Source organism: Seonamhaeicola sp. MEBiC01930 (genome assembly GCF_045277075.1).
Classification (GTDB): domain Bacteria; phylum Bacteroidota; class Bacteroidia; order Flavobacteriales; family Flavobacteriaceae; genus Seonamhaeicola.
The window spans coordinates 2996669-3021583 of the sequence record NZ_CP104270.1 but is presented as its reverse complement, the minus strand read 5'-3'; the positions used below and the strand labels follow the sequence as shown (position 1 = coordinate 3021583).

At 31.7% G+C, this 24915-nt stretch carries 19 protein-coding genes and 1 other RNA gene; 5 read left to right on the top strand and 15 right to left on the bottom strand.

The window, feature by feature from the left end; genetic code table 11:
- Position 1 precedes the first annotated feature (1 nt).
- Positions 2-100, bottom strand: an RNA gene (ffs, locus tag N1F78_RS13110) — signal recognition particle sRNA small type.
- A gap of 88 nt (positions 101-188) precedes the next feature.
- Here ffs and N1F78_RS13105 point away from each other — a divergent pair.
- The 3 genes from N1F78_RS13105 (at position 189) to N1F78_RS13095 (ending at position 3649) form a co-directional block, all read left to right on the top strand.
- Positions 189-1220: a glutaminyl-peptide cyclotransferase gene (locus N1F78_RS13105; protein ID WP_406683617.1), complete on the top strand. Its 1032-nt coding sequence runs from the start codon at positions 189-191 to the stop codon at positions 1218-1220.
- 103 nt (positions 1221-1323) lie between these two features.
- Positions 1324-2628: a cytochrome ubiquinol oxidase subunit I gene (locus N1F78_RS13100; protein ID WP_406683616.1), complete on the top strand. Its 1305-nt coding sequence runs from the start codon at positions 1324-1326 to the stop codon at positions 2626-2628.
- A gap of 1 nt (position 2629) precedes the next feature.
- On the top strand, positions 2630-3649 hold the full coding sequence (locus tag N1F78_RS13095; RefSeq protein ID WP_406683615.1) for a cytochrome d ubiquinol oxidase subunit II: 1020 nt from the start codon (positions 2630-2632) through the stop codon (positions 3647-3649).
- Between the two features lie 4 nt (positions 3650-3653).
- On the opposite strand, the gene N1F78_RS13090 is transcribed toward N1F78_RS13095, so the two are convergent.
- The gene (locus tag N1F78_RS13090) at positions 3654-5639 is read right to left on the bottom strand and encodes a cytochrome c biogenesis protein CcdA (RefSeq protein WP_406683614.1); all 1986 of its coding nucleotides are present in this window, start codon (positions 5637-5639) and stop codon (positions 3654-3656) included.
- Between the two features lie 267 nt (positions 5640-5906).
- On the opposite strand from N1F78_RS13090, the gene N1F78_RS13085 reads away from it, so the two are divergent.
- The gene (locus N1F78_RS13085; RefSeq protein WP_406683613.1) at positions 5907-8306 is read left to right on the top strand and encodes a TonB-dependent receptor domain-containing protein; all 2400 of its coding nucleotides are present in this window, start codon (positions 5907-5909) and stop codon (positions 8304-8306) included.
- 19 nt (positions 8307-8325) lie between these two features.
- Here N1F78_RS13085 and N1F78_RS13080 read toward each other — a convergent pair whose 3' ends face one another.
- The 12 genes from N1F78_RS13080 to N1F78_RS13025 form a co-directional block, all read right to left on the bottom strand.
- A complete protein-coding gene (locus N1F78_RS13080; RefSeq protein ID WP_406683612.1) occupies positions 8326-9720 on the bottom strand; it encodes a sulfatase in 1395 nt (464 codons plus the stop codon).
- Positions 9721-9742: 22 nt separating this feature from the next.
- Positions 9743-10036 (bottom strand): DUF2188 domain-containing protein, encoded by a 294-nt coding sequence (locus N1F78_RS13075; RefSeq protein WP_406683611.1) that lies wholly within the window; start codon positions 10034-10036, stop codon positions 9743-9745.
- Positions 10037-10047: 11 nt separating this feature from the next.
- The gene (mnmE, locus tag N1F78_RS13070) at positions 10048-11436 is read right to left on the bottom strand and encodes a tRNA uridine-5-carboxymethylaminomethyl(34) synthesis GTPase MnmE (protein WP_406683610.1); all 1389 of its coding nucleotides are present in this window, start codon (positions 11434-11436) and stop codon (positions 10048-10050) included.
- A gap of 30 nt (positions 11437-11466) precedes the next feature.
- Positions 11467-12300: a S1 RNA-binding domain-containing protein gene (locus N1F78_RS13065; RefSeq protein WP_406683609.1), complete on the bottom strand. Its 834-nt coding sequence runs from the start codon at positions 12298-12300 to the stop codon at positions 11467-11469.
- A gap of 263 nt (positions 12301-12563) precedes the next feature.
- A complete protein-coding gene (locus tag N1F78_RS13060; RefSeq protein ID WP_406683608.1) occupies positions 12564-12902 on the bottom strand; it encodes a DUF2853 family protein in 339 nt (112 codons plus the stop codon).
- 96 nt (positions 12903-12998) lie between these two features.
- A complete protein-coding gene (gene menD, locus N1F78_RS13055) occupies positions 12999-14753 on the bottom strand; it encodes a 2-succinyl-5-enolpyruvyl-6-hydroxy-3-cyclohexene-1-carboxylic-acid synthase (protein WP_406683607.1) in 1755 nt (584 codons plus the stop codon).
- A gap of 126 nt (positions 14754-14879) precedes the next feature.
- Positions 14880-15995, bottom strand: coding sequence for a chorismate-binding protein (locus N1F78_RS13050; protein WP_406683606.1), 1116 nt, complete (start codon positions 15993-15995; stop codon positions 14880-14882).
- Between the two features lie 7 nt (positions 15996-16002).
- The gene (locus N1F78_RS13045; protein WP_406683605.1) at positions 16003-16428 is read right to left on the bottom strand and encodes a PaaI family thioesterase; all 426 of its coding nucleotides are present in this window, start codon (positions 16426-16428) and stop codon (positions 16003-16005) included.
- Between the two features lie 284 nt (positions 16429-16712).
- A complete protein-coding gene (locus tag N1F78_RS13040; RefSeq protein ID WP_406683604.1) occupies positions 16713-17399 on the bottom strand; it encodes a TonB-dependent receptor plug domain-containing protein in 687 nt (228 codons plus the stop codon).
- A 154-nt stretch (positions 17400-17553) separates the two neighbouring features.
- Positions 17554-20523 carry a T9SS type A sorting domain-containing protein gene (locus tag N1F78_RS13035; protein ID WP_406683603.1) on the bottom strand — a complete coding sequence of 990 codons (2970 nt, stop codon included), beginning with the start codon at positions 20521-20523 and terminating at the stop codon, positions 17554-17556.
- A gap of 580 nt (positions 20524-21103) precedes the next feature.
- A complete protein-coding gene (locus N1F78_RS13030; RefSeq protein WP_406683602.1) occupies positions 21104-22006 on the bottom strand; it encodes a hypothetical protein in 903 nt (300 codons plus the stop codon).
- Positions 22007-22062: 56 nt separating this feature from the next.
- Complete coding sequence (locus N1F78_RS13025; RefSeq protein WP_406683601.1) at positions 22063-23010, bottom strand: NAD(P)H-dependent flavin oxidoreductase; 948 nt, start codon at positions 23008-23010, stop codon at positions 22063-22065.
- Positions 23011-23183: 173 nt separating this feature from the next.
- On the opposite strand from N1F78_RS13025, the gene N1F78_RS13020 reads away from it, so the two are divergent.
- Positions 23184-23684, top strand: coding sequence for a nicotinate-nucleotide adenylyltransferase (locus N1F78_RS13020; protein ID WP_406683600.1), 501 nt, complete (start codon positions 23184-23186; stop codon positions 23682-23684).
- Here the strand turns inward: N1F78_RS13020 and N1F78_RS13015 are convergent.
- Positions 23681-24907 (bottom strand): class I SAM-dependent rRNA methyltransferase, encoded by a 1227-nt coding sequence (locus N1F78_RS13015; RefSeq protein WP_406683599.1) that lies wholly within the window; start codon positions 24905-24907, stop codon positions 23681-23683. The two genes, N1F78_RS13020 and N1F78_RS13015, sit on opposite strands and share 4 nt — an antisense overlap.
- Positions 24908-24915 lie beyond the last annotated feature (8 nt).

Sequence of the window (24915 nt, the reverse complement as noted above, 5' to 3'; positions counted from 1 at the left end):
AAAAAGGCAAGCTACCTACATCACACCGCTACAACCGTATACCTTTGCTGCGTTCCCGCCCTGGAGGATTCTACAGGAGCTGGTTGTGTAGGACTTGCCGGCTGCAAAGATACAATCTTTTAAAATTTTCACAATGATTTTCTAAACTGATTTTAAATAAATATCTTGCTTCAAATAAAAAAAATGTAATGCCTACACTCAAATATCTCTTAATCATATTTTTAAGCGGATTTATTATTTCATGTGGTTCTAATTCTGGAAAGAAAAAAATTGATTTTGTTATAACTACTAATGCCGAAAAAGGAAATATTAATAAAAATAAAACCTTAGAACTTTCTTTAATAAATAAAAAAAATCACGCAATAGATTCAGTGATTTATACTTTAGGAAAAAAAAGAGTCAGTGAAAAAACTGAACTTACCAATGTTAAACTTGGTAAGCAGCCTATTGAAGCTAAAGTTTATTTTGATGATAACCTCCAAGTCATAACATCCGCTATCACTATACTAAATGATAAAGCACCTAAAATATTTACTTATGAAATTATAAATGAATACCCACATGATATTACCTCCTATACGCAGGGATTAGAATTCTACAATGGTTTCTTATATGAAAGCACGGGCCAATACAGTGAATCTAAACTTAGAAAACTAGACTATAAAACTGGTAAAGTATTAAAGAATATTAATCTGGCTGATGAGTATTTTGGTGAAGGATTAACTATTCTTAATAACAAAGTATTTCAACTCACTTGGCGTAAAGGAACTGGATTTGTTTACAGTGTAGACACCTTAGAAAAATTAAGTAGCTTTAAATATGGTAATAGTAAGGAAGGTTGGGGACTTTGTAACCACAATAATGTTATTTATAAAAGTGATGGCACTGAAAAAATTTGGATGTTAAACCCAGAAACATTAGTTGAAGAAGATTACATACAAGTTTGTACCAATAAGGGTAAAATATCTCAGATTAATGAAATGGAATGGATTGATGGAAAAATATACACCAATAGATATCAAAAAAATGGAGTAGCCATTATTAATCCAGAAAATGGAGCTGTGATTGGTGTTATTGATTTTTCACCTCTTAAAGAATTAGTAACACAACACCCTAAACTTGATGTTCTTAATGGTATTGCTTACAATCCTGAAACAAAAAGTATTTTTGTAACTGGCAAAAGATGGGACAAGCTTTTTGAGGTTAAAATTATTGAGTAATACCAGATTTTTTCCCGTTAAAATAAACCCTTTTTTTATACTAAAAAGCATATAAAAATTATGCCTAAACAGTATCTTTGTAGTACTACTTTAAACCCTTTTTATGGATAATTTAGATGCTGCTAGATTGCAAATGGCATTTACACTTATATTTCATATTGTATTTGCATGTATTGGTATGGTCATGCCTTTCTTTATGGTAGTTGCTCATAAAAAATGGCTAAATACCAAAAACCCTATTTATTTAAAATTAACAAAATCGTGGCAAAAAGGTGTCGCGATTTTTTTTGTTACAGGTGCTGTTTCAGGAACAGCTTTATCTTTTGAATTAGGTTTACTTTGGCCAGAATTCATGAAACATGCAGGCCCCATTATAGGTATGCCATTTTCTCTGGAAGGAGCGGCATTTTTTGTTGAAGCCATTGCTTTAGGTTTCTATTTATACGGATGGAATAAATTACCAGAAAAGTTTCATTGGTTTACGGGAGTAATTGTTGGTATATCAGGTGTAGCATCGGGCATATTAGTAGTTTCTGCTAATGGATGGATGAACTCACCTTCTGGTTTCGATTATATAAATGGTGAATTTCTGAATATTGATCCGATACAAGCACTTTTAAATGACGCCTGGTTTACTCAGGCCCTACATATGACCCTGGCTGCATTTACTGCCACCGGGTTTGCCGTTGCTGGTATTCATGCATTCCAAATCTATAAAAACAGGCATCCTGAATTACATAAAAAAGCATTTAAGATAGCCATTACTTTTGGAGCCATAGCCGCTATTTTACAACCTATAAGCGGCGATTTATCTGCCAAAGATATTGCTATAAGACAACCTGTTAAACTAGCTGCAATGGAAGCGCATTACGAAACAAAAAAAGGTGCACCCTTGTATATTGGAGGTATAGTAGATGAAGATAACAGAAATGTTACTCATAAAATTGAAATCCCTAATGCCCTATCATTTCTTGCTTTTGGAGACTTTAATGCCGAAGTTAAAGGTTTAAATGATTTTCCTGAAGACATTCAACCCAATGTACCCATTGTTCATTATGCCTTTCAAATTATGGTTGGTTTAGGTACTTTGCTTCTTTTTACAGGCGTATTATTTTTTATAAGTTTAAAAAAGAAATCTTGGTGGGATAACACTAAATATTGGCTATTATTTACAATAATGGCCCCAATGGGATTTATAGCCTTAGAAGCAGGTTGGATAGTTACTGAAGTTGGCAGACAACCCTGGATAATACATAATGTGATGAAAACCAAAGATGCTGTAACCCCAATGCCAGGGATGATATTTAGCTTTTACATGTATTTATGCTTATATACAATCTTAACTATTGCAGTTACTTGGTTAATGATTCGTCAAATAAAATCGCTTAACCAATCTAAATTAGTGTAATATGCTATACGTAGTCTTATTCTTTTTAATGGTGTCTCTACTGCTTTATGTGATTTTAGCCGGTGCAGATTTTGGTGCGGGTATCATAGAATTATTTTCATCTAAAGAAAATCAAAAAATCACTAAAAAAACGGTATACCGTGTTATGGGACCTGTTTGGGAAGCTAATCATATTTGGATAATTATTATGATAGTAATTTTGTGGGTAGGATTTCCTGCGTTCTATAATGTGCTAATGGTGCATCTTCATATTCCATTAACCCTAGTATTACTTGGTATAACTTTAAGAGGTGTTGCTTTTGTGTTTAGACACTATGATGCTTATATTGATAAATCACAAATTTTATACGATTGGATGTTTAGAGTTTCTAGTTTAATTACTCCGATTTTTTTAGGAATGACTTTTGGAGCAATGATTTCAGGGCAAATTATACTTACTGAAAACTACGAGAGCTATCATTTTTTCGATTTGTTTATTAAGCCTTGGTTTAACCTATTTTCATTTTTGGTAGGGTGTTTTTTTGCATCACTATGTGCATTTTTAACTTCGGTCTTACTTATTGGAGAATCTGAAAACTCTAATAGATTTATATATGTAAAAAAAGCTAGAATAGCCACTATTGTCGTTATTATCATAGGGTTTGTTTTACTTAGCTATGGGTATATAAATAAATTTACGTTTGTTTTAAATTTTATTGAAAGTCCAATATCATGGGTATTCATTATTTTGTCTGCAACATTAATCCTTCCTCTATTAAATTTAATAAAAAATGAACGTAGAATTTTGAGTAGATTTTTGGCAGGTCTACAAGTATTATTAATACTTTTAGCAGCATTAATACCTCATTTTCCAGAATTGATTATAACCTCAACTTCTTCAATAGATTTATTAGAAACTGTTGCTACAGAAAAAGTAATACATGTTTTAGGTAAAGCTCTTATTATTGGAGGTCTTTTAATAATACCTGGGGTATTTCATCTATTTAAATCTTTTAAAATGATAAAGATTTTAGAACAATAATTTTTTAATTAATTGTTTTAAATTTTTCAATACCCAATTCTAAAACTTTAGCATACGCATCTTCATCTGGAGTATAACCTATAGGCTTACTTAACATCTGCTTACCATCAGAACTAAGTAGCACATAATAAGGTTGTGAATTTGATTTAAAAAATTGCGTTTGAAAATTAGCCCATTTATGTCCGTAGTTCTTTAATACACGTGTTCCCCCATTAATTCTATTTACCTCAAGTTGTTCTTCCTTTGGCAACTCCTTCTTATCATCAACATAAAGTGAAATTATTACATAATCAGATTTCAAATAATTATCAACTTTAGGTGTTGGCCATACATGTTCTTCCATCTTCCTACAATTTACACAAGCATAACCCGTAAAATCAATCATAATAGGTTTATTTACTTCTTTAGCATATGCAATGCCTTCTTTTAAATCTTTAAAGGTTTTAAGGTTATTTGTAGTGGTGCTGGGTAAAAACCAACTATAGCCAACTGGAGGTGCTAAACCACTTAAAAGAGTTAAGGAGGTAAACGTATTCGTTTCTTTATTTACTCTAAACCCAGAAATTAGATATATTGTAAAAGCAGCCACCAATACTCCTGAAGCTATTCTAAAAAATGATAATTTCTTTAAAGGAGAATCATGAGGGAATTTAATTTTTCCTAATAAATACAAAGCTAAACCACCAAAACAAATTATCCAGATAATTAGAAATGGTTCAATCTTTAAAAGTCCCCAATGGGCCACCAAATCTGCATTAGATAAAAATTTAAATGCTAATGCTAATTCTAAAAAACCTAAAACTACTTTCGTTGTATTTAACCAGCCTCCGGACTTAGGTAAAGCATTCATCATATTTGGAAACATTGCAAATAAAGCAAATGGTAACCCTAAAGACACACCAAAACCAGCCATACCCGCTGTGAGTTGCCAAGCACCACCATCAGAAGACAACGAACCAGCCAACAATGACCCAAGAATTGGCCCCGTACAAGAAAAAGAAACAATAGCTAAAGTTAAAGCCATAAAAAACACCCCAATAATACCACCTGCGGTTTCTCCTCTAGTTGTCTTGGTTGTCCAGCTTGAAGGTAATGTTAACTCATAGTATCCGAAGAAAGAGAAAGCGAAAAACACAAAAATGGCAAAGAAAATTATGTTTAGCCAAATGTTTGTTGATATCTCATTTAAAATATCAGGGTTTACAGAATCTAATAAGTGAAAAGGAATACTTAATATTAAATAAACTAATAAAATAAAGAAACCGTAAATCAGTGCTTTACCTATTCCAGAGCCCTTACTTTGTCCCTCGCTCTTTGTAAAAAAACTTACAGTTAGAGGAATCATAGGAAACACACAAGGCGTTAACAAGGCCAATAATCCTCCTAAAAATCCTAAACCAAAAATGGTCCATAAGGACTTTTCTTCTTTTATTTCATTTTCAATGAGGGATACCTCTTCTGGATTCATGCCATAAAGCTTATTATTTACAGCTGAATTATCAATAGTCTTTATTTCATTATTTAGTTCTGAAATGTTTGCATTATCTGATAATAAATTAAATTTGAATTCTTCATTAATTTGTAAACATACTTCTTTACAAACTTGCCCGGTAAGTATTAGTGTTGCTTCCGAAAGATTCCCATTATTTACTTTGATACGTTGCTTTAGTATTGCATAGTCATCAAAATAGGATTCATTCACTTCAAAGATTTCATTGTATTTTCTAATAGTATCACTTTCAACAGCTTTTCCTATTATTTCAAATCCTTCTTCAGGCTTCCCTTTAAATATTTCAATAGGTAATGAACCTCCTTCTTCTGTATATTGAGAATATACATGCCACCCTTTTTCAATGGTTGCCTCAATTATTAAATCATATTCTATATCTGAAATTTTTTCAACAGAAGTATTCCATTTTACAGGTTCTAAAATTTGAGCAAAACTGTTTGTTGTAATGGCTATTACTAATACTACTAATAGTTTTTTCATATTTTACTTTATATCTTTTTATAAAATTAATGAGGAGAAACTTTTAGTTTCTTTTTTGCTCAAAAAGTTACTTAAACAAATTTATGAAGAAAGATGGCTTAGTTCTTATAATTTTATAAGTAGTTTAACATCTTTACCTCTTAAAATGATTTAATTTTACCCCTTGTTATTATATAATTTAATTCAATAGTAATATTCAAAAAGCTTATCTAAGCTAGCATTAATTCCTTATTGATGTAATTATATTTGCACATTTAAATAATAACCATGATTCTTTTACAATTTAAAAATTTAAAGTCACTCACCTCTAGCATTCTTTTAAGCGTATTTTTTGTGCTTGCGGGTTTTAGTCAGAATAAAAATATAAACATTACAGGTAAAGTTCTAGAGGCTGGTAGTAATCAACCTATTGCTTTTGCAACTATTTTGGTTGTAGAAAATGGTTCTAACAAAAATATTACGGGCACTACTACATTTGAGGATGGTACATTTTTTTTGGACACTGAAGCTCCGGACTTTCATCTTGCTGTTAGTTTTATTGGTTTTAAAACAAAAACTATTAATGATTTTAATGTAGTAAAAGGAAAAATTCAATTAGGAAATATTATTATTGAAGAAGATTTGGAACAACTTAATGAGGTAGTTATACAAGCTGAAGTTTCTAAAACTGAATTTAAACTTGATAAAAGAATTTTTAACATTGGTAAAGACCTAAGTAGCGCTGGAGCAAGTGCTTTAGATGTTTTAAATAATGTCCCTTCTGTAAATGTTAATATTGAAGGAGAAATTAGTTTAAGAGGCAGTCAAGGTGTTCAAATACTTATAAATGGTAAACCTTCAGTTATCGCTGGTGATGGTGGAAATGCACTAGGAACTATAACTGCTGATATGATGGAGCGCGTAGAAGTTATTACCAACCCTTCCGCAAAATATGATGCTGAGGGAACCGCAGGAATTATAAATATTGTAATTAAAAAAGATGAACGAAAAGGTTTGAACGGTTCTGCTAGTTTGAATATAGGAGACCCTACCAACCATAGTTTTGGTTTAAGTTTGAATAGACGTACTGAGAAGTTTAATCTTTTTAGCCAATTAGGTATAGGCTACCGCAAATTACCAAACGACAGAAAAATTATCATTAGAGATTTAGCCAATGATATAGACATAGAGTCTGAAGGTACTGAATATAGAAATGAGAAATTCTATAATATTATTTTAGGTACAGATTATTACATAAACGACACTAATGTGATAACGCTTTCGGGAAATTTTGCTTATGAAGTTGAGGACCAACCTTCTGAAACGGTTTTTGATTCTATAACATCGGGGATTTTATCTTCAACATGGAAAAGAACTGAGTTTACTGATGCTACCAACCCTAAATATCAATATGAACTTCAATACAAAAAAGATTTTGAAGACCACGAAGATCATATGTTACTTTTTAGTGCCTTGGGTCGTTTTTTTGGTAAAGAGCAATCGTCTTATTTTGAAGATAGAACTAGTTTTGGCGAACATTTAGAAAGTGACCAAAAAACAAGAACTGACTTTAAAGAAGCTAATTATACCTTTAAGTTAGATTATACCAAACCATACAATGAAAAATTCACCTTAGAAACGGGTGCTCAATATCTGTTAAATAGTGTTAGTAATGATTTTGAAGTACAGGAATTATTGGGTAATGATTTTGTAACTGACCCTAACCAAACAGATATTTTTGAATTTGATCAAAATGTATTAGGTGTTTACGGTACAGCAGCTTATGAAGGTGATAAATGGGGTGTTAAATTAGGTTTACGTCTTGAAAACACGGATCTAGAAACCCTATTAATAAATACAAACGAATCTAATAATCAGAACTATTCCAACCTATTTCCTAGTTTCCATTCCTCTTATAAATTAAGTGATTCGTACTCTGTACAAATTGGTTATTCTAGAAGGGTGTATAGACCAAGACTTTGGGATCTTAATCCTTTTTTTAGCCCAAGAAACAATTTTAATATTAGAACCGGAAATCCAGATTTACGTCCAGAGTTTACAGATTCGTATGAGTTAACCAATATCTATAATTTAGGGAAGTCTTCTTTAAATTTTGGAGTATATTACAGGTATACAACGGATGCCATTGAACGCAATGTAACCTTTTTTAATTCTGAAACTGGTTCTACACTATTTATGCCTTTAAACTTAGGTACAACTGATGCTATTGGAATTGAATTTAATGGCAAAGTTCCAGTAACTAATTGGTTAATTTTTACCGGAGATCTTAATTATAATTATTTTAAAAGAGATGTTGATTTTAATGACGCCCCTAAAGATTTTAATGCTGATCAATGGACTGGAAAACTAACTAGCAAAATTAAACTTCCGGCAGAAATTGATTTCGAGGTGACAGGAAATTATCAATCTGGTACCAAAACCTTACAAGGAAATACTGCTAAAAACCTTTTTGCAGACTTAGGCTTAAGAAAAAAGATTCTTAAAAATAAAGGTGTTGTTAACTTTAGTATTAGAGATGTATTTGCCTCAAGAATTTTTGAATCCGAAAACATTCAAGGCAACAATTATTCATTGAACCGTAGCCAAAGAGGTAGATTTGTAACCTTTGGTTTTAGCTATGGATTTGGTAAAGGAGAAGCTATGGAATACTCGGGAAGAAGACGTTAGTTATTCCTTATGATGATGATTATTTTTTCACACCACTATCTCCTTGTTGTTTCATCCAATTTTCAATTGCAGACTTAAGCTCTAATACCTTTTGCTCAAATCTTGGTTCAGCCGCCAAATTATAAAGCTCAGCGGGATCCTCATCTAAATCAAATAGTTGAAATTCCGACCTATATTTAAAGCGCTTAACAAAGCCACTTGCTTCCTTATCATATCCTGCTTTGGCCACCCAAGACAAATACATTTTTCGAACGTGCCTATCTTCAATTTTGTCTACATGACCATAGTCAAATCCATTAATAGTTCTTACTCCATATATATTTTCAGGTGTAAGTGTCCAAATCAATTTGTATTTGCCATCAGTTACAGCTCTTGTATGATATTTTGTTCCTTCATGCCCATTACTATTATATAAGAAAAATGCATGATTTCTATGCTTACTATTTTTTTTAGTAATAATTGGCATAAGACTCTTGCCGTCTAAATTAGTTGGAACTTTTCCACCAGCTGCATCTATTAACGTTGGTAAGATATCACAGTATTTTGATATTGCCGGAGTTACAAGTTTATGGTTATTAGGCTCTGGCCATTTCATAACACATGCAGAACGAACACCAAAATCATAAGTAGACCATTTACCAAAAGGCATTCCTGCCCCGTTCTCATCTAATACAATAAACACGGTGTTATTCTCAAGGTTTTTTTTCTTAAGTAGGTTTCTTGCATTACCTACTTGTTCATCAAATAGCCTAATCTCAGCTAAATATTCTCTAAAATAATGACGTGTCTCTTTAGTATCAACTAAGTTCTTTGGTAAAACAACATCATCAATATCCCATGAACTAGTATCTCCAGCATCCCATGGTGAATGGGCATTAACCGAGCATATGAATAAGCAAAAAGGTTGATTAGGATCTCTAGCAATAAACTCCTCTACACCACTCCATTCTTCAGCCACCTTACCATTAAGGACACAATTTTTTGTAAAACCATCTACAAACTCAAAAGGATAAACAGAACTTGGCTTAAAATGTCTTTTTCCTGTTAATCCAACTCGGTAGCCAAGATTTTCTAAATGTTGAACAACACTCAAAACATCTTTCTTTGTGGCTCCATGATTTACAGTGCATCCGTTTTTATAAGGCATCAAACCTGTAAACAATTCAGCTCTGGTAGGGGCACACATAGCTTCTGTTACATACATATTTGTAAACCTAATACCTTCCTTAGCCAATTTATCAATATTAGGGGTTGTATTTAAATTTAGAGAACCATAACAGCCAATATTTGATGCACTAATATCATCACCCAAAACAATTAAAAAATTAGGTTTTTGCTCTTGTGTATATGATAAGAAATGGAATAAAAAGCAAAATAAAGCAGTCCACTGAAAACCATTTGGGTAATTAATCATACTTGACATTATTTAGGTTAAACTAATCTTCCTTATAACTGATTCTTTCGCGAATACCTCCACTAGCTCGATGGATAATAACATCGGCATCATAACGCTTTGCTAAGCTCTTTGCTTTTCTAATGGCTGTACTTTGTTTTCTATGTTTAGATGTAATACGCTTATTTCCCTCTCTTCTAACTGCCCAACCATCTTGATAAGGAACAACATGTTGATTCCATGTACGCTTTCTAGTCTTACTACCATAACCTAAAGCCTTAATTACAGCTTCTAAGAACTCTTGAATAATTTCTAAAACAACATTTTTTTTTGACATTAATACCCCTTTTACTTCCCAATACAAAAATTAGCAAATATATTCCCTAATAGGTCATCAGATGATATCTCACCAGTAATCTCCCCAAAATGATAAAGTGCCTGACGAATATCTATTGCTAATAAATCTCCAGACAACCCAGTTTCAAGACCGTCTTTAACTTTTGAAACTTCTTCTAAAGCTTTTAGTAATGAATCGTAATGTCGAGTATTAGTAACAATAGTATCGTTGTTTTTTAGGGCTCCTGTATTTACAAAACTTAGTAAGGTGTCTTTAAGCTCTTCCACACCCCTTCCCTGTTTTGCTGACAATAATTGAATTTCTGGAATCTCGCTTTTAATAATTTCAACTTGACCTTCCTGAATCTTATCAACTTTGTTGGCAAGCGCAACTAGGGGTTTTTGGGGATATTTATTTTTTATTTTTTCAAGCTCTACCTTAAACTGTTTACTATGATTTTTAAACTTATTTGCATCAAATAAATAAATAACTACTTGGGCTTGGTCAATCTTTTCAAAAGTCTTTTTAATACCAATACTCTCAACGACATCTTCAGTATCTCGAATACCCGCGGTATCAATAAATCTAAAGCCAATTCCTCCCACCGAAATTTCGTCTTCAATAGTATCTCTAGTGGTTCCAGCAATATCTGAAACTATGGCTCTATCCTCATTTAACAATGCGTTTAATAGGGTTGATTTACCAACATTAGGTTCTCCCACAATAGCTACAGGAATACCATTTTTAATCACATTACCAACGGCAAAAGAATCTATCAATCGTTTTAAAACTAGTAAGATTCTATCTATTAAATCTTTGAATTGCGATCTATCGGCAAACTCTACATCTTCTTCAGCAAAATCAAGTTCCAATTCAATAAGTGATGCAAAATTTAAAAGCTCTTCACGCAGTTTTGCAATTTCTGTTGAAAAACCTCCTCGCATTTGTTGCATTGCAATTTGATGAGAGGCCTCATTATCACTAGCAATTAAATCAGCCACAGCTTCAGCCTGACTTAAATCTAACTTTCCATTTAAAAAGGCTCTCAATGTAAACTCACCAGCTGCTGCCATTCGGCATCCATTTCTTAAAAACAATTGAATGATTTCTTGTTGAATATAATTAGAACCATGACAAGATATCTCAACTACATTTTCTCCTGTATAAGAATTCGGGTTTTTAAAAACCGACACTAACACCTCATCAATGGTACGTTCACCATCCATTATGTGACCTAAATGAATAGTATGCGTTTTTTGCTTTAATAACTCTTTACCTGAAACAGACTTAAATTGTGAGTCTGCTATAGAAATAGCCTCCTTACCAGATAACCTAATAACCGCAATTGCACCTGCTCCCGATGGTGTTGCTAAGGCTACAATGGTGTCTTGATGAATCATAAAATAAAGGTAGTAAAAAGAATAGATTAACTATGAAACCAAATAAATACCATCTGGTTTTATTAGAATTTGTTTTTGTTTATAAAGTGATCCTACAGCTTTTTTAAAACTCTTTTTACTCATTTGTAATTGCTCTTTTATAGCTTCTGGATCAGATTTATCCGTTAGATTAATATAACCACTATTATCTTCTAGTTCTTCAAGAACACGTTTAGCATTTGGTTCTATATTTCTATACCCAATTTGCCCTAAAGCAATATCTAATTTGTTTCCAGGACGTATTTTTTTAACAATTCCATTTAGCTTATCTCCTACACTTATATCGGTATAAATATTGTCTTTATAAATAAGCCCAATATGTTTTTTATTTACAATAACGTTCCAGCCAATGTCTGATGGATGAGAAACAATTAAATCTACCTCATCAAACTGATTAACAGTCAATTCTTTATTATCTAAAAAACGGTTTGTTTTACTAGAAGCAGCTAATCTTTCGGTTTTTTCATCTAAATAACAATGCACCAAATACCAGCCACCCGGTTTCATTTTAAAAGCTTGTTCTTTAAATGGGCAAAATAACTCTTTTACTAACCCCCAATCTAAAAAGGCACCATAATCTGTGACTTGGTTACAACGTAAAAGAGCAAATTCACCTAGTTTTATATAAGGTACATCTGTTGTAGCAACTAAGCGTTCTTCATTATCTAAATACACAAAAACATCAATCTTGTCCCAGATTTTGAACGAGTCTGGCACGTACCTATTTGGAAGTAATACTTCTTTGTCTTCGTTATCAATTAAATAAATACCGTGGTCTGTTTCACGGAGTATTTCTAATGTGTTTATTTGCCCTAATTGCATCATGAGGCAAAGGTAATAATATAAAGTAACAAAATGTACTTTGCGTTATGGATTGAAGTGGCATCCTTTTGTTTATGGATTCATTCCTTAACAGGAAAGACAGAAAGAAAAAGATATGGTTCTTAGACGAGTCATAGTACAACCACTAAGCCCGGATCTTTATATAAAGGCCACCTCCAAATTATAACAAGACCATAAAATATATCAGGGCCAAAAAAAGCGCCACAATTAATGTAGCGCTTTAAATATATATAGAATAGTAGATTTTAATAGACAGACTCTTTACCAAAATGTTTAGTTAACAAATAATAAATAACCGCTCTATATTTATTTCTGTTAGACTTACCATATTGATCAATTACAGATGCAATGGCACCATCTAAATCATCACCTTCGCCTAATCCCAATTTCTTAATTAAAAAGTTGTTTTTTACGGTAGCCAATTCAGATTCATCTGACCCTGAAACTGTAGAAGAATCTGCATTGTAAATAGATGGACCACAACCAATAGTCACTTTAGTTAATAAATCCATGTCTGCATTAACACCACATTTGTCTTTTAAATCTGTAGCGTATTTAGCAATTAATTCGTCACGTTTACTCATGATAAAAAATGTTTAATTGTTTATAAAATACTTTAATTGATAGCTGTTCTAAAGATACCATTTTTTAGACACAGCTTTTATAATAAAGTCACATTTTTACTTAATAAACTTAAAATAGTTTAGAAGAACTTCGTCATTTAGGTTTTTAGGCGTGAACACTTCCAATAGTTTTGGCTGTGTTCCTTCCGAATAAAAAGATTGTAGATTATTTTTTAGTTCTAATTCATTAGAAGCCGATAGGTATTCTAAGCCATACATATTACATAAATGTTTTGCCGTTAGACTATGATTAGTTTCAAAATAAGTATCAAAATTTTCAGTGTTTTTATGCCCTGGTAATATTCTGAAAATACCACCGCCTTGATTGTTAATGACAATGATTCTGAAGTTTTTTGGAATATAATTATTCCAAATGGCATTACTATCATACAAGAAGCTCAAATCTCCTGATATAAGGGTTGTTTGTTTCTCTGAAGCCACGGCGCAACCAATTGCTGTAGATGTACTTCCATCAATACCACTTGTGCCTCGATTACAATAAACTTCTAAGGTTTTATTTATATTAAACAACTGAACATAACGCACTGTTGAGCTATTACTCAATTGAAGAATAGAATCGTTTGGTATTGCTTTTAATATAGATTGAAACGCCTTTAAATCTGTAAATTCTATTTGGTCTAAATACTCCGCATGTTTAGAGCGTCTTATTTGTTTTACAGCTTCCCAACTTGATCTGTAATCACTAAAAATAGACTTTGTTTGAGGTAAAAATTCAGAAAAAAAGTAATTAGGTTGCGTTTCAATAAATCTATTTAAACTGAAAAAAGTATTATTGGCTTTTATAGTGTCAATATGCCAATGTTGTTTTGGTTTTTGAGTTCTTAAAAACGCTTTTATCTTTTTTGAAACAATTAAACCTCCAAAGGTTAGTATAATATCGGGTTGCAGATTTTTATACCCAGTTTCATCTAAAGGTGCAATGATTTTATCTATACTCGGGAAAAAATTTTCATGATGAATATTTGAAGTTGTTTCGGTAAATACCACCACACTATCGTCATTCGCTAAAATATTTAACCACCGCTGTTCAATTTGATTAGGTTGCTTTACACCAACCAAAATCATTTTTCTATTGGCAGCATTCCAGTCTTCAATACAATCGTTCAGTAAGGATTCATCAATTTCTAATGGGTTTTCCTTAACAGGAACCACTTCTGGATCTACTGTTAATGCTGCAACACACTCATATAAGGGTTCATCAAATGGAACATTAACATGAATGGGACCACTTTTCTGAAAAGCCATATTGATGGCTCTGTTGATTTCTAATTCATTAAACTCTTGAATAGATTGCCTTAAACCCAATAAAGTTTCAACCTTATTCTCAATATTCTTAAAAATAGGAAGCTCCTCTTCTACTTCGAATTCATCTTCCTTTAAGTCCAACTTTAAATTTGCTGAATACAGAATATGATTTTCAAACACATTTGGTTGATTGATGGTTTGCCCATCACCAACACCAATTAAATGTTTAGGTCTATCGGCCGAAATAACAACCAAAGGAATATCACTGTAATACGCTTCGGCAACCGCCGGATAATAATTTAAAAGTGCACTACCAGAAGTACAAACTACCGCAGTTGGTTCTTGCAGTTTTTGGGCGATACCCATAGCAAAAAAAGCTGCACAACGCTCATCTACAATACTATAACACTTAAAATAATCATTATTTGAAAATCCAATGGTTAAAGGGGCATTCCTACTACCAGGAGAGATAACAATATGCTTAATGCCTTTAGCTTTACAAAGCTCTATAACCGTTTGTGCAAGCGGAATTTTTGGGTATATCATTTTTAGTATTAAATGAACCGCTAAAGTAAGAAATCCAAGGGGAAAATGTTCAATAACTTCTTGATACAATTTTCTGGACTTCTACTGGGCTTAGTCCGACAGAAATCACTCATAGTGAGGCTACCACTACAAGACACTTTTAATCACTAAAGACTTTGCAACCGTTTCTTCCCATTCATTTTCAGCATCAGAGCTAATGGTAACGCCTCCACCTACATAAATAATAGCATCGGTGTTTTTTAATTGCATACAACGCAGGTTTACATAAAGTTGTGTACTTTTTCTATTAATGGCATAGGCTCTATTTTCCACATTTCGTCTTCCAGACCGAGGTGCAGTAATGGATTCTAAATTTAATTCGCCTAAAAAGCCGGTATAAAACTCACGGTTGTAATTTTCTTGTTCCAAAATAAAATATTTTGCAGGTTGCTTTGGTAAACCACAAACGGCTGGTGTTGGGTGAATGGCTAAAATAACTTCCTTTAAATTGGAATCTGATTTTAATTGTGCCGAAATCATGGTTTTTAAATGCAATAAACCTCCTGCTTTAACTGTATTGGTTTCTGAAACTTTGATGCTCTGCGCTGATGGTTTTAAACTATCTACAATAAAATCTGTTACAAATTGTTGTTCTTGAATTTCTTTGTCTTGCCACTCAACATCCAGCGTTCCGTCATACACCTGAGTTCCAGCTAATGCCATGATGGAAAATCGATTGCCTTCAATTTTAACTAAAGTTTCGGGAGTTGCACCTAACCACAAGCCTACTTTTGGGTGATACCAACAATACACAAAAGCTGATGCGTATTTGTGCAATAACCTCTTAAAAATAGTAATTGGATTTCCTTCTGAAAGTTTAACCCTTTCCATTCTTGAGAGGACTACTTTTTTAAATGTATTGTTCTCGATGGCTTCAACTCCATTTTCAACTAAATGGATGTGGTGGTTTTTCGCATTTAAATCCGATCGAAATTCGTGTTGAGATGTCTCGACTCCGCTAAACATGACAAAAGGAAAGCTAATTGATTCTGAACTTTCGAAAGGAATTAATACAGTATCTTCTTTATCATCAAAAGGAGAAAAAACAAAACCTTGTTCTGTGAATTCCGATGTAAAAAACAAATCGTTGGATTGTTGCAATAAACCTTTAACCACAGTTTTATTAGGTTTTCTATAAACTACAAATGGTAATTCTTGATGGTATTGTGCTTCAATACGATTAAAAAAAGCTTCCAAAGTCATTTTTAGCTTATTTTGTTCTTGGAAGCGAAATAGTGGTTAACTTACATAACGAGATTAAATTATCATCATCATCAGTTACTTTAATTTCAAATAGCTGTGTGGTTCGTCCTCTATGAATAAACGTTGCCTTGGCAAACACGTTTCCAATACGAACACTCTTTATGTGGTTGGCAGATATCTCTATTCCCCGAACAAAAAACTGTTTGGTATCTAGAAATAATTCGGCTGCAAAACTTCCACAAGTTTCGGCTAAAGCTACGGTGGCTCCTCCATGCAATACACCATCTGGTTGATGCACTTTTGGTGTTACTGGCATTTTTAAAATCAAAAAATCGTCACCAAAATCTATCATTTCAATATTTAACGTTTCTAACAATGTGTCTTTTGCCATAGCTCGAAATCGCTCTTGAATAAATTCTTTAGTTAATTGCATAGAAATAACACCTTAAAAAGTTACAAGCAAAAATACAAAAACTACCATCATTGAGAGATGTATTTTATACCGCAAAAAACTCTTAGTTTTTATCAAAAAAAAATCATTGAAAATGTTTTTGCAAAACATAACTATTAAACTTAATGGTTATAAAAAAAGTACTTTTCCTTTGATCTTTTAAACCAGGAATTAGGTTACAGATCATAATATTTATAAATTTTAAGTTCAGCCTTCATCTAGGAGATAAAAAACATTTATATTAATAATTCATACCTACGAATTCATTAATCACTGTACGACTTTTTAGTAGTAACAAGAACCACCCCATTAGCACCTCTAGAACCATAGGCAGAGGCTGCAATACCCTTTAAAACAGAGATGTTTTTTATATTTTGAGGAGATAGATTACTCAACATATCAAAAGTTTGAATATCACCATCAATAACAATTAAAGCAGCTCCGGTACCGTTAACAGAACTTTGACCACGAATTACAATTTGAGACCCATTAACTCTAACATTTGGAATTTGATTTAAAATCTCATAAACACTATAAAAATCAGAATAACTTTTATCACTTGTATGTATGGAAGCGATTGCATTAAGATTTTTTTCATCTTGAACATGTCCGTAAGCAACGGCTAGTTCTCTGTTTTTTAAATTTGGCTTTAGTTTTAGATTAATAAAAGCTGTGGTAGTATTTTCAGTCACTTTGAAGCTTTCTGAATTAAATCCTTTAGCACTTACTCGAATTTTATCACCAGGTAAACAAGTAATCTTAAAAACACCTATTGTATCTGTTAATACTATTTCTTTTGTTCTCAGCGATTTAACCTCAGCTTTAACAACATGAATATCTTCAAAGGTTGTAACAACACCTTTGATAACTTTTTCTTGAGCTCCTAATTTTATATTAATTAAGAACACCAGTACTAAGCACAATGAAATATTTCTAATACAAACTTTTTTCATAAACTATAATTTTACTGGACATTTATATTAATTTCATATAAATCAACATTACAAATACTAAAATACCTCTTTAATTATAAAGAAATAATAAATTTCAAAAAAAAAGGCCAGAACTAAAATTCTAACCTTTCTTAAATTTATTAATCAGTTCATACTAGTCTTTAAAAAACTTGACAGATTGATGTTCTCCATTGTCATTGTAACATGAAAGGATGTAAAAACCTGAAGAACAAGTGAATTTAGATAATCCAATTTCTATAGGCACTGAAGTCTCATTAAAGTTAATATCTTGGCTAAATACCATCTTGCCAAATACATCAGTAATTTGAATATGATTAGTTCCTACCATTCCATCAGATAACTTTAAATATATAGTTTCTTTCACAGGGTTTGGAAATAATTGTAATCTTCCTGAATTTAAATCACTTTTCTCAACACTAAGAAATTCATTTGTTACATTGTTATTTTTACTTTGTTTTGAAGTGCTAGCTGTGGAGTTTCCGAATAATATTATCTCATTCACCGCTGCATACGGACTATCTAACATACCTAAACGTAACTTCTGTGTAACTACATCTGTTTCATGAAGTTTCCAAGTATTGAAACTATCACATGGCTCAACAAACAAATTTGTCCAGACCCCATTATCATCATACTCTACATTGAAATCATATACAGAATGCATATCATGCATATAAATCTGTGAAATATGATATACTTCTTGTAAATCTACTTCTACATAATATGGGGCATTTGCATTTGTATAATAAGGCTTCCATGAACCACTTAATGCTTTATCTCCATTCATTGGATTTAGTGTTTGCTCGTCAAATAAAAATTGAGCGGAATACACACTTCCACCTGTTACCAAATCGGTTACCATATTAGATGTTACAATAATTTGTACTGGAGTTGGTTCTGGTTCAGGTTCAGGTTCAGGTTCTTCACCTTGCAAGGTCATTATAGGATATCCATTAATAATTATTTCATTAAATGCAGCAAAAGGGCTTTCAGGCATCGTCAGCCTAATATATCTAGTAATAACTTCTGTAGAATGTCTTTTCCAAACATTAAAACTATTTCCCGATTCAATAAATAATTCAGTCCAATTTGTTCCATCTCCATATTCCACAACTAAATCATAAACAGCATGCATGTCATGAAGATTAATCTCTGAAACATGACAATCCTGTCCAAGATCAATCAATGCATGATATGGTCCTTCACTACTATTAACATGGGGCTTCCATGAACCACTGTTTGCATGTTCATTAGAATCTACGTCTAATTGCTGTTCATCAAATAAATATGAAAGAGGGTAAACACTACCTCCAGGGATTAAATCTATATACATTGTAGAGTCTATAACAATTTGTTGAGCCTCTTTAATTAAAGGGTAGCCATGAATTGTAATTTCATTTACAGCAGCGAATACATGATCATACATAGAGAACCTAAGATACCTAGTTGATATATTTGTAATATGCTTTTTCCAGACATTAAAGTTATCTAAGGGCTCAACAAATAATGTATTCCAAACCAAAGTTGAATCTAAATACTCAACAGTAAAATTTCGAACATCATGCATATCATGTAAGTTTATTTCAGATATATAATGTTCATCACCTAAATCAATTATAGCATGATATGAATCTTCATTCATACCATAATCTGGTTTCCATGAATTACTTATAGCATGCTCATTAGCCTCTATATCTAAACTTTGTTCATCAAATAAGTACAATGGAGAATTGACACTACCACCAGGCACAGAATCTATTACCATTTCTTGAGTAATTATTATTTGCTTAGGAATAAAAGCTGGATCTATATATTCAAAAAATTCAGGGCCTCCTGGAGCTCCCATGCCTAAATATTCAACAGCCGTTCCCTGAACCAAAGAATAATCATTATTTGCTGGATCGGTAAATTGAATTTCTTCTAAGGTAGTTAACATGTTATTAATAAGAGTATCATTATCAACCCCTGTCTGATCTAAATAAAAAGTAATATCAGTATCATACTTATTGTCTTCTGCAGTAAAATAATTCAACTCATTCATATTCCTAATTACTTGATTTCCAGAAATTGACTTAAAGTAATTTTGCTTAATCTCTATTGGAGTGAGTGTATCGCTCAATGGTCTATTATCGCAAAAAACACCCTGGCTGGAGGCAATATAATTATTGGTAAAAATACAATCTCCCTTACCCATGTTAATGATTCCCCATACAGGGGCGTCCATCAAAATATTATTATATGCATTAACAACACTATTGGTACCTATTTGCAAATTATTCATATGATAGACAGCCTCCTCTAAACCTGCATTTAACATGGTATTATTATAAATCTCAACATCTTCAACCATATTTGCTATTTGAATAGATTCCCTTAAGGTATTTCTAATAATATTATTATATATTTTCACATGCTTAAATTCCATTCCAGGTGATTTAGTTTCACCTAAATACATACCTTCAGATACACCCTCAATAAAACAATCATGAATTACTAGGTTCTCAAAAACAGGATAAGGCGAAGGAGGATTACCTCCATAATCTTCTTTTGCCATAATGCCAAAGAACCCATCATGACTTATTTTTATAAATTCTGCCTCACAATCAGAGCTTAAACCAGAAAATGCCAATCCACATTGAACAGCTGCTAATTCAAAACCATACTTATACGCAGGGTGACCTGCTCCACTTACCTTAATATATTTGCAATTCTCAAAAGTAAGCGCCCCCCAAGTGTTACTAATAGTATCATTTATTTTTACTTGACCACCCTTATTAATAACAACTATAGGGGCTAGGGAATCACCTTCAATCTGTTCAAATTTTAAGGGAAATGTTCTTTCTGAATTAATAAAAATTGTATCCCCCCCTATTGGAGTTCTACCCAAGGTTTGTGTATTTACGTGGTAGTCGAAGTTTTTATCTAACGTTATATTTTGATTCTGTGATTCTAATGAATAAGTTATGGTAAGAAAAATTAAAATTAGATGATAAGCATTAATTCTTGAAAACAAAAAACTAGATTTTCTAGTAATTTGAGGTCGAGGGATAACGAAGTAAGTCTTACTTTTTACAATTTTAAAAATTGCGCCTTGAGTTTTCATAAACTTTGGTGTTAAGATTAATAACTAAATACATGATATTCCACATTTCTCATATTTTACTTACAATCCCTCGGTATAAATTTACGAGTATTTGTAATAAAATAACATAAGTACTTGTACGTATTTATTCACATACAATGTAAGTTATTAACAATTTGAACCAATGATTATTTCATTAATTCTATAAAATATTTCTAGTTTCCTTTTATTTGGTTTAAAATAATCAGGATGCTATCTGAGGGAAGACTGTACATAATTACTTATAAAATTAACTTCGCCATAATAAAATCTATAAACGCTTGCTAATTTCGTTGAGAGGAAATTACCTTTCTGTGAATGGTAGATATCCTACTATGAATGGTAATTAATATGAAGTTGTATAAAATAGTAAACAATGAAATACTGGACAATTACTATTTTTTAAAAAAGCTTAAGATTTTTTATTACCATCTGGTTCCCTTTATAATAACCAGTTAAGTAAATACTTTTTAATAATGGTATAATAAACTATAGGCTTATACAAAATAAGCTTGTTGCTAAACGATTAAGCTAAATAGCTGATAATAAAATATTATAGAATTTACTCTGAATCTGGTAAGTTTAATTTATATGCCATTACCCTGTTATGAAAAAATGTTGGAACAAGTAATGTTTGGGTTTCTGGTATATAATCAATATCGGCCGCTGAAATAGATTGATCTTTGGTATCTAAAAGTAGTGTTTTAGTCCAGTCATTAGAATTTATATAATGTAGTTCTCCTTTCCATCCAGAAACAATAAAATCACCATTCTCTATGCGTACAATACCGTCGGCATTATTAAGTCCTTCAGAATATTTTTTAAAGGTATGGTCTTCATTATTAACAAGACCAAAAACAGATTCCCCAAAATCTGCATAATATAAGCCTTCCTTTTGCCATAACAAACCGTTAAGTCTTTTTCCCGAAGGGTTATCTGCTTCAATAGTTATACTACCATTTTCTAGCTTATGTACTTTATTAGAATTAGAACCAGAAAAATACACTACACCTTTAGGGCTAATGGTTAAATCATTTAACTGTGGATTATCTTCAACGAAATATTTATTAGATATTTTTTGGTCAGCAATATCTATCTCTACTAAATTATCTATGTCATTCACATATAACTTTCCGTTAAACATGCCCATACCTTTAGGTGCACTTAGACCTTCTATCCATTTTAATTCTGTTATTTCTCCATTAATATTTAATTTAGAAATAAAACCATTGTTATCCTTTTCCCAAGGACCATTGTTAATATTTGCCACATAAATAGTTTGTGAATGCTTATCAAATAAAACTGACTCACAAGTGGTTAACAATGAGTCCGTTTTCCATAGTAAATCTAAACTAGGTCCTGTTGTGATTTCATCTTCAATTACTTTTATTTCATCTTTTTTCTTTCCACATGAAATAATAAAAGTTAGACTTAAACTGGCTAATAGAAGCAACTTGAAATTCATTTGTTAAATTTTATATGTATTATTTAATACTAAAATATTAAAAATCGTTAAATTAATTACTCTACTAATCGGCTAATAATGGCTTTAGTGGGTAATATTTCTTTAGTATGTTCAATACTTGGTCCTGCAACCCAAACCGTTTTATAAGTAGCTTTTTTTGCTGCTTTTTCTGTAGCACGCATACCAATTGAAAAACGAATCATTTTAACCCATTTTTTTAATTTTCTATTTTTATTAAGAATATTTTCAATCCAAGTGGATTTAGTCCCTATTTTTTTAACATAAGGCGTATTAATAACAGTACATGGGGTACCTGAAATACGTTCTGTCATAACTATATCTTTAGAACCATAATCTACGCACGCTTGTTTATATTCTTCAGTAACACCAGCTTCTAAAGAAGCTATAAATGGACTGCCAACAGATACTCCTGCGGCACCATAACTAAGCATTCTATCAACGTCTTTTTTACAACCAACTCCTCCAGCAGATATTATGGGAATGCTACAGCTTTTTACCAATTCTGTTATTAAATTCTTAGGAGACATATCTCCTCTATGACCTCCTGCTTCATTGTTTACTGCAATAATGGCGTCAGCCCCTAAATTCTCAACCTTCTTAGCAAACTTCAAATCTACTACATCACAAAAAACTTTTATACCAACTTTATGAGCTTTCTTTATGGTTTCCTCTGGACTTCCAAGTGACGTAATTATAAAATCACAACCTTCTTCACAGATAACTTCCAGTTGTCCTTTATACTTAATGTTAGATTTATTAACTATTAAATTAAAACCAAAAGAGCCGCCTTCTTCCTTTGTTTCTTTTAAAGTTCTTATAGCTAACCTTAATTCTTCTAATGTTCTATAATTAAGTGCAGGAATACATCCAGCTATACCGTTCTTCATTGCTTCTTTTACCATCTCTACATTAGACACTAAAAACATAGGTGCCTGAATAATTGGATACTTGATTTTTAATAATTCTGTTAAGTTATTAGACATTTAATTATGTTTTTTACAAATATAAAAATATTATGCGTGCATAGCAACTAATAATCAGGCAGTTACCGTTTAACTAAACAACCCAACCATAAACATCTGATTATATGATATTTATCATGTTTTTATTATGCACGCATAGTTATTTTTGTATATATAAATTAAAAACATCTATCATGAAAGAAAAAATTTTATGGCTAATATTAATACTTCCAACAATATTTATAAATGCTCAAACTATTGAATTACCAAATACTGTAATTTCAGTAAACTATAAATATATAGATGCAACTAATAATGATAATGCACCTATACTTGTAAAAAAATTGGAAGATGCTATTATAAATTACGATAACGAAGAAATTTATGAGCTTTATGATAACGAGTGTGACACCTATAACGTATCATTTCAAATACCAGAAGGAAAAATTATTGCCGCAATTGATAAAAATGGTAAAATTATTAAAACCATAGAAAAATATAATAATGTAAGGCTACCTTTAACAGTAATGCAATCTATTTCAAATCGTTTTCCAAATTGGGGAATTATTGAAGATGTTTATTTAGTAAAATATCATTGCGAAGCAAATAGTTTAAAGAAGGAATATAAAATAAAAATAAAAAATGAAGATCAGATTATTACAGTTAAAACAAATGAAAAAGGAGATTTCATTTAATCTCTAAAACGGTAATAGGCACATTTTAAATAAGCGCCTTCCGAAAAAGAAACTGGGTGATCTATATCATGAAGGGTATTTAAAATATTTTTAAATACCCTTTTTTGTTGCATTAAAACCTGAGAATTGATATCAAAAAAAGATTGAGCCAATACTCTAGATGAACAGGAGGCCAAAACTAAAAGACCATTTTTTGCCGTAAGCTTTTCACCTAGTTCAGCTAATTGTGCATACTTCTTTTTTGCCAGTTCTATTTCAGATTGCTGTTTTGCAAAACTTGGGGGGTCAATAACCACTACATCAAAAGTTTTGCTTTTATCTATCAGCTTTTTTAACTCTATAAATGCGTCTCCTGCAATAGTTATATGTTTGCCTGAATACGTATTAAGCTTACCATTAGCATAAGCTATTTCAAGAGCTTGTTTACTTATATCTATACTTGTAACTGCCTTAGCATCATTAAATAACGCATGAACAGAAAACCCTCCTGCATAAGAGAAAACATCTAAAACCGTTTTGTTTTTACTAAATTTACCAACTTGCTTTCTATTATGCCTATGATCTAAAAAATAACCGGTTTTATGCCCTTTAATGACGTTAGCAGAAAAATTCACATTATGCTCAACAAATTTCACAGTTTCATCTTCTAAAACTCCATAAACAATATCACCATCTTTTAAATAATGGCTTTTAGATTGATGTAAGCTTCTGCTTAATCTAATAACTATGGTTTTTGTTTTAGATACTTTAAGTAAACTTTCTAAAATAGTCTCTAAATAGGGTAACCAAATTTCAGAATACAATTTAACAACTAATACGGCATTGTAAACATCTGCTATAAGCCCAGGAAACCCATCATTTTCACCAAATAGAAGACGGTAACTGTTAGTATTAGATTTTAAAAGTTCTAAGCGTTTATTAAAAGCTTTTTCAATTTTATTTAGAAAAAAAATTTCATTTACCTCTGCTTTAGTAGCTTCAGTATGAATCATTTTAATTCTAATTGGTGAGTTAGCATCGTATAAACCTAAACCAATAACTTTATTTTTGCCTTTACTAAAAATAATGGCTAAATCTCCCGTTCTAGCATCATCATTAATTTTTACTATATTATTAGAGAATACCCAAGGGTGCCTTTTAAGTACAAACTGCTCTCCTTTAGAGTTTAATTTTACTGCTAAACGCTTTGGCTTATATAGGGTTTGAACTTGTTTTAAAAACACTTAAGATG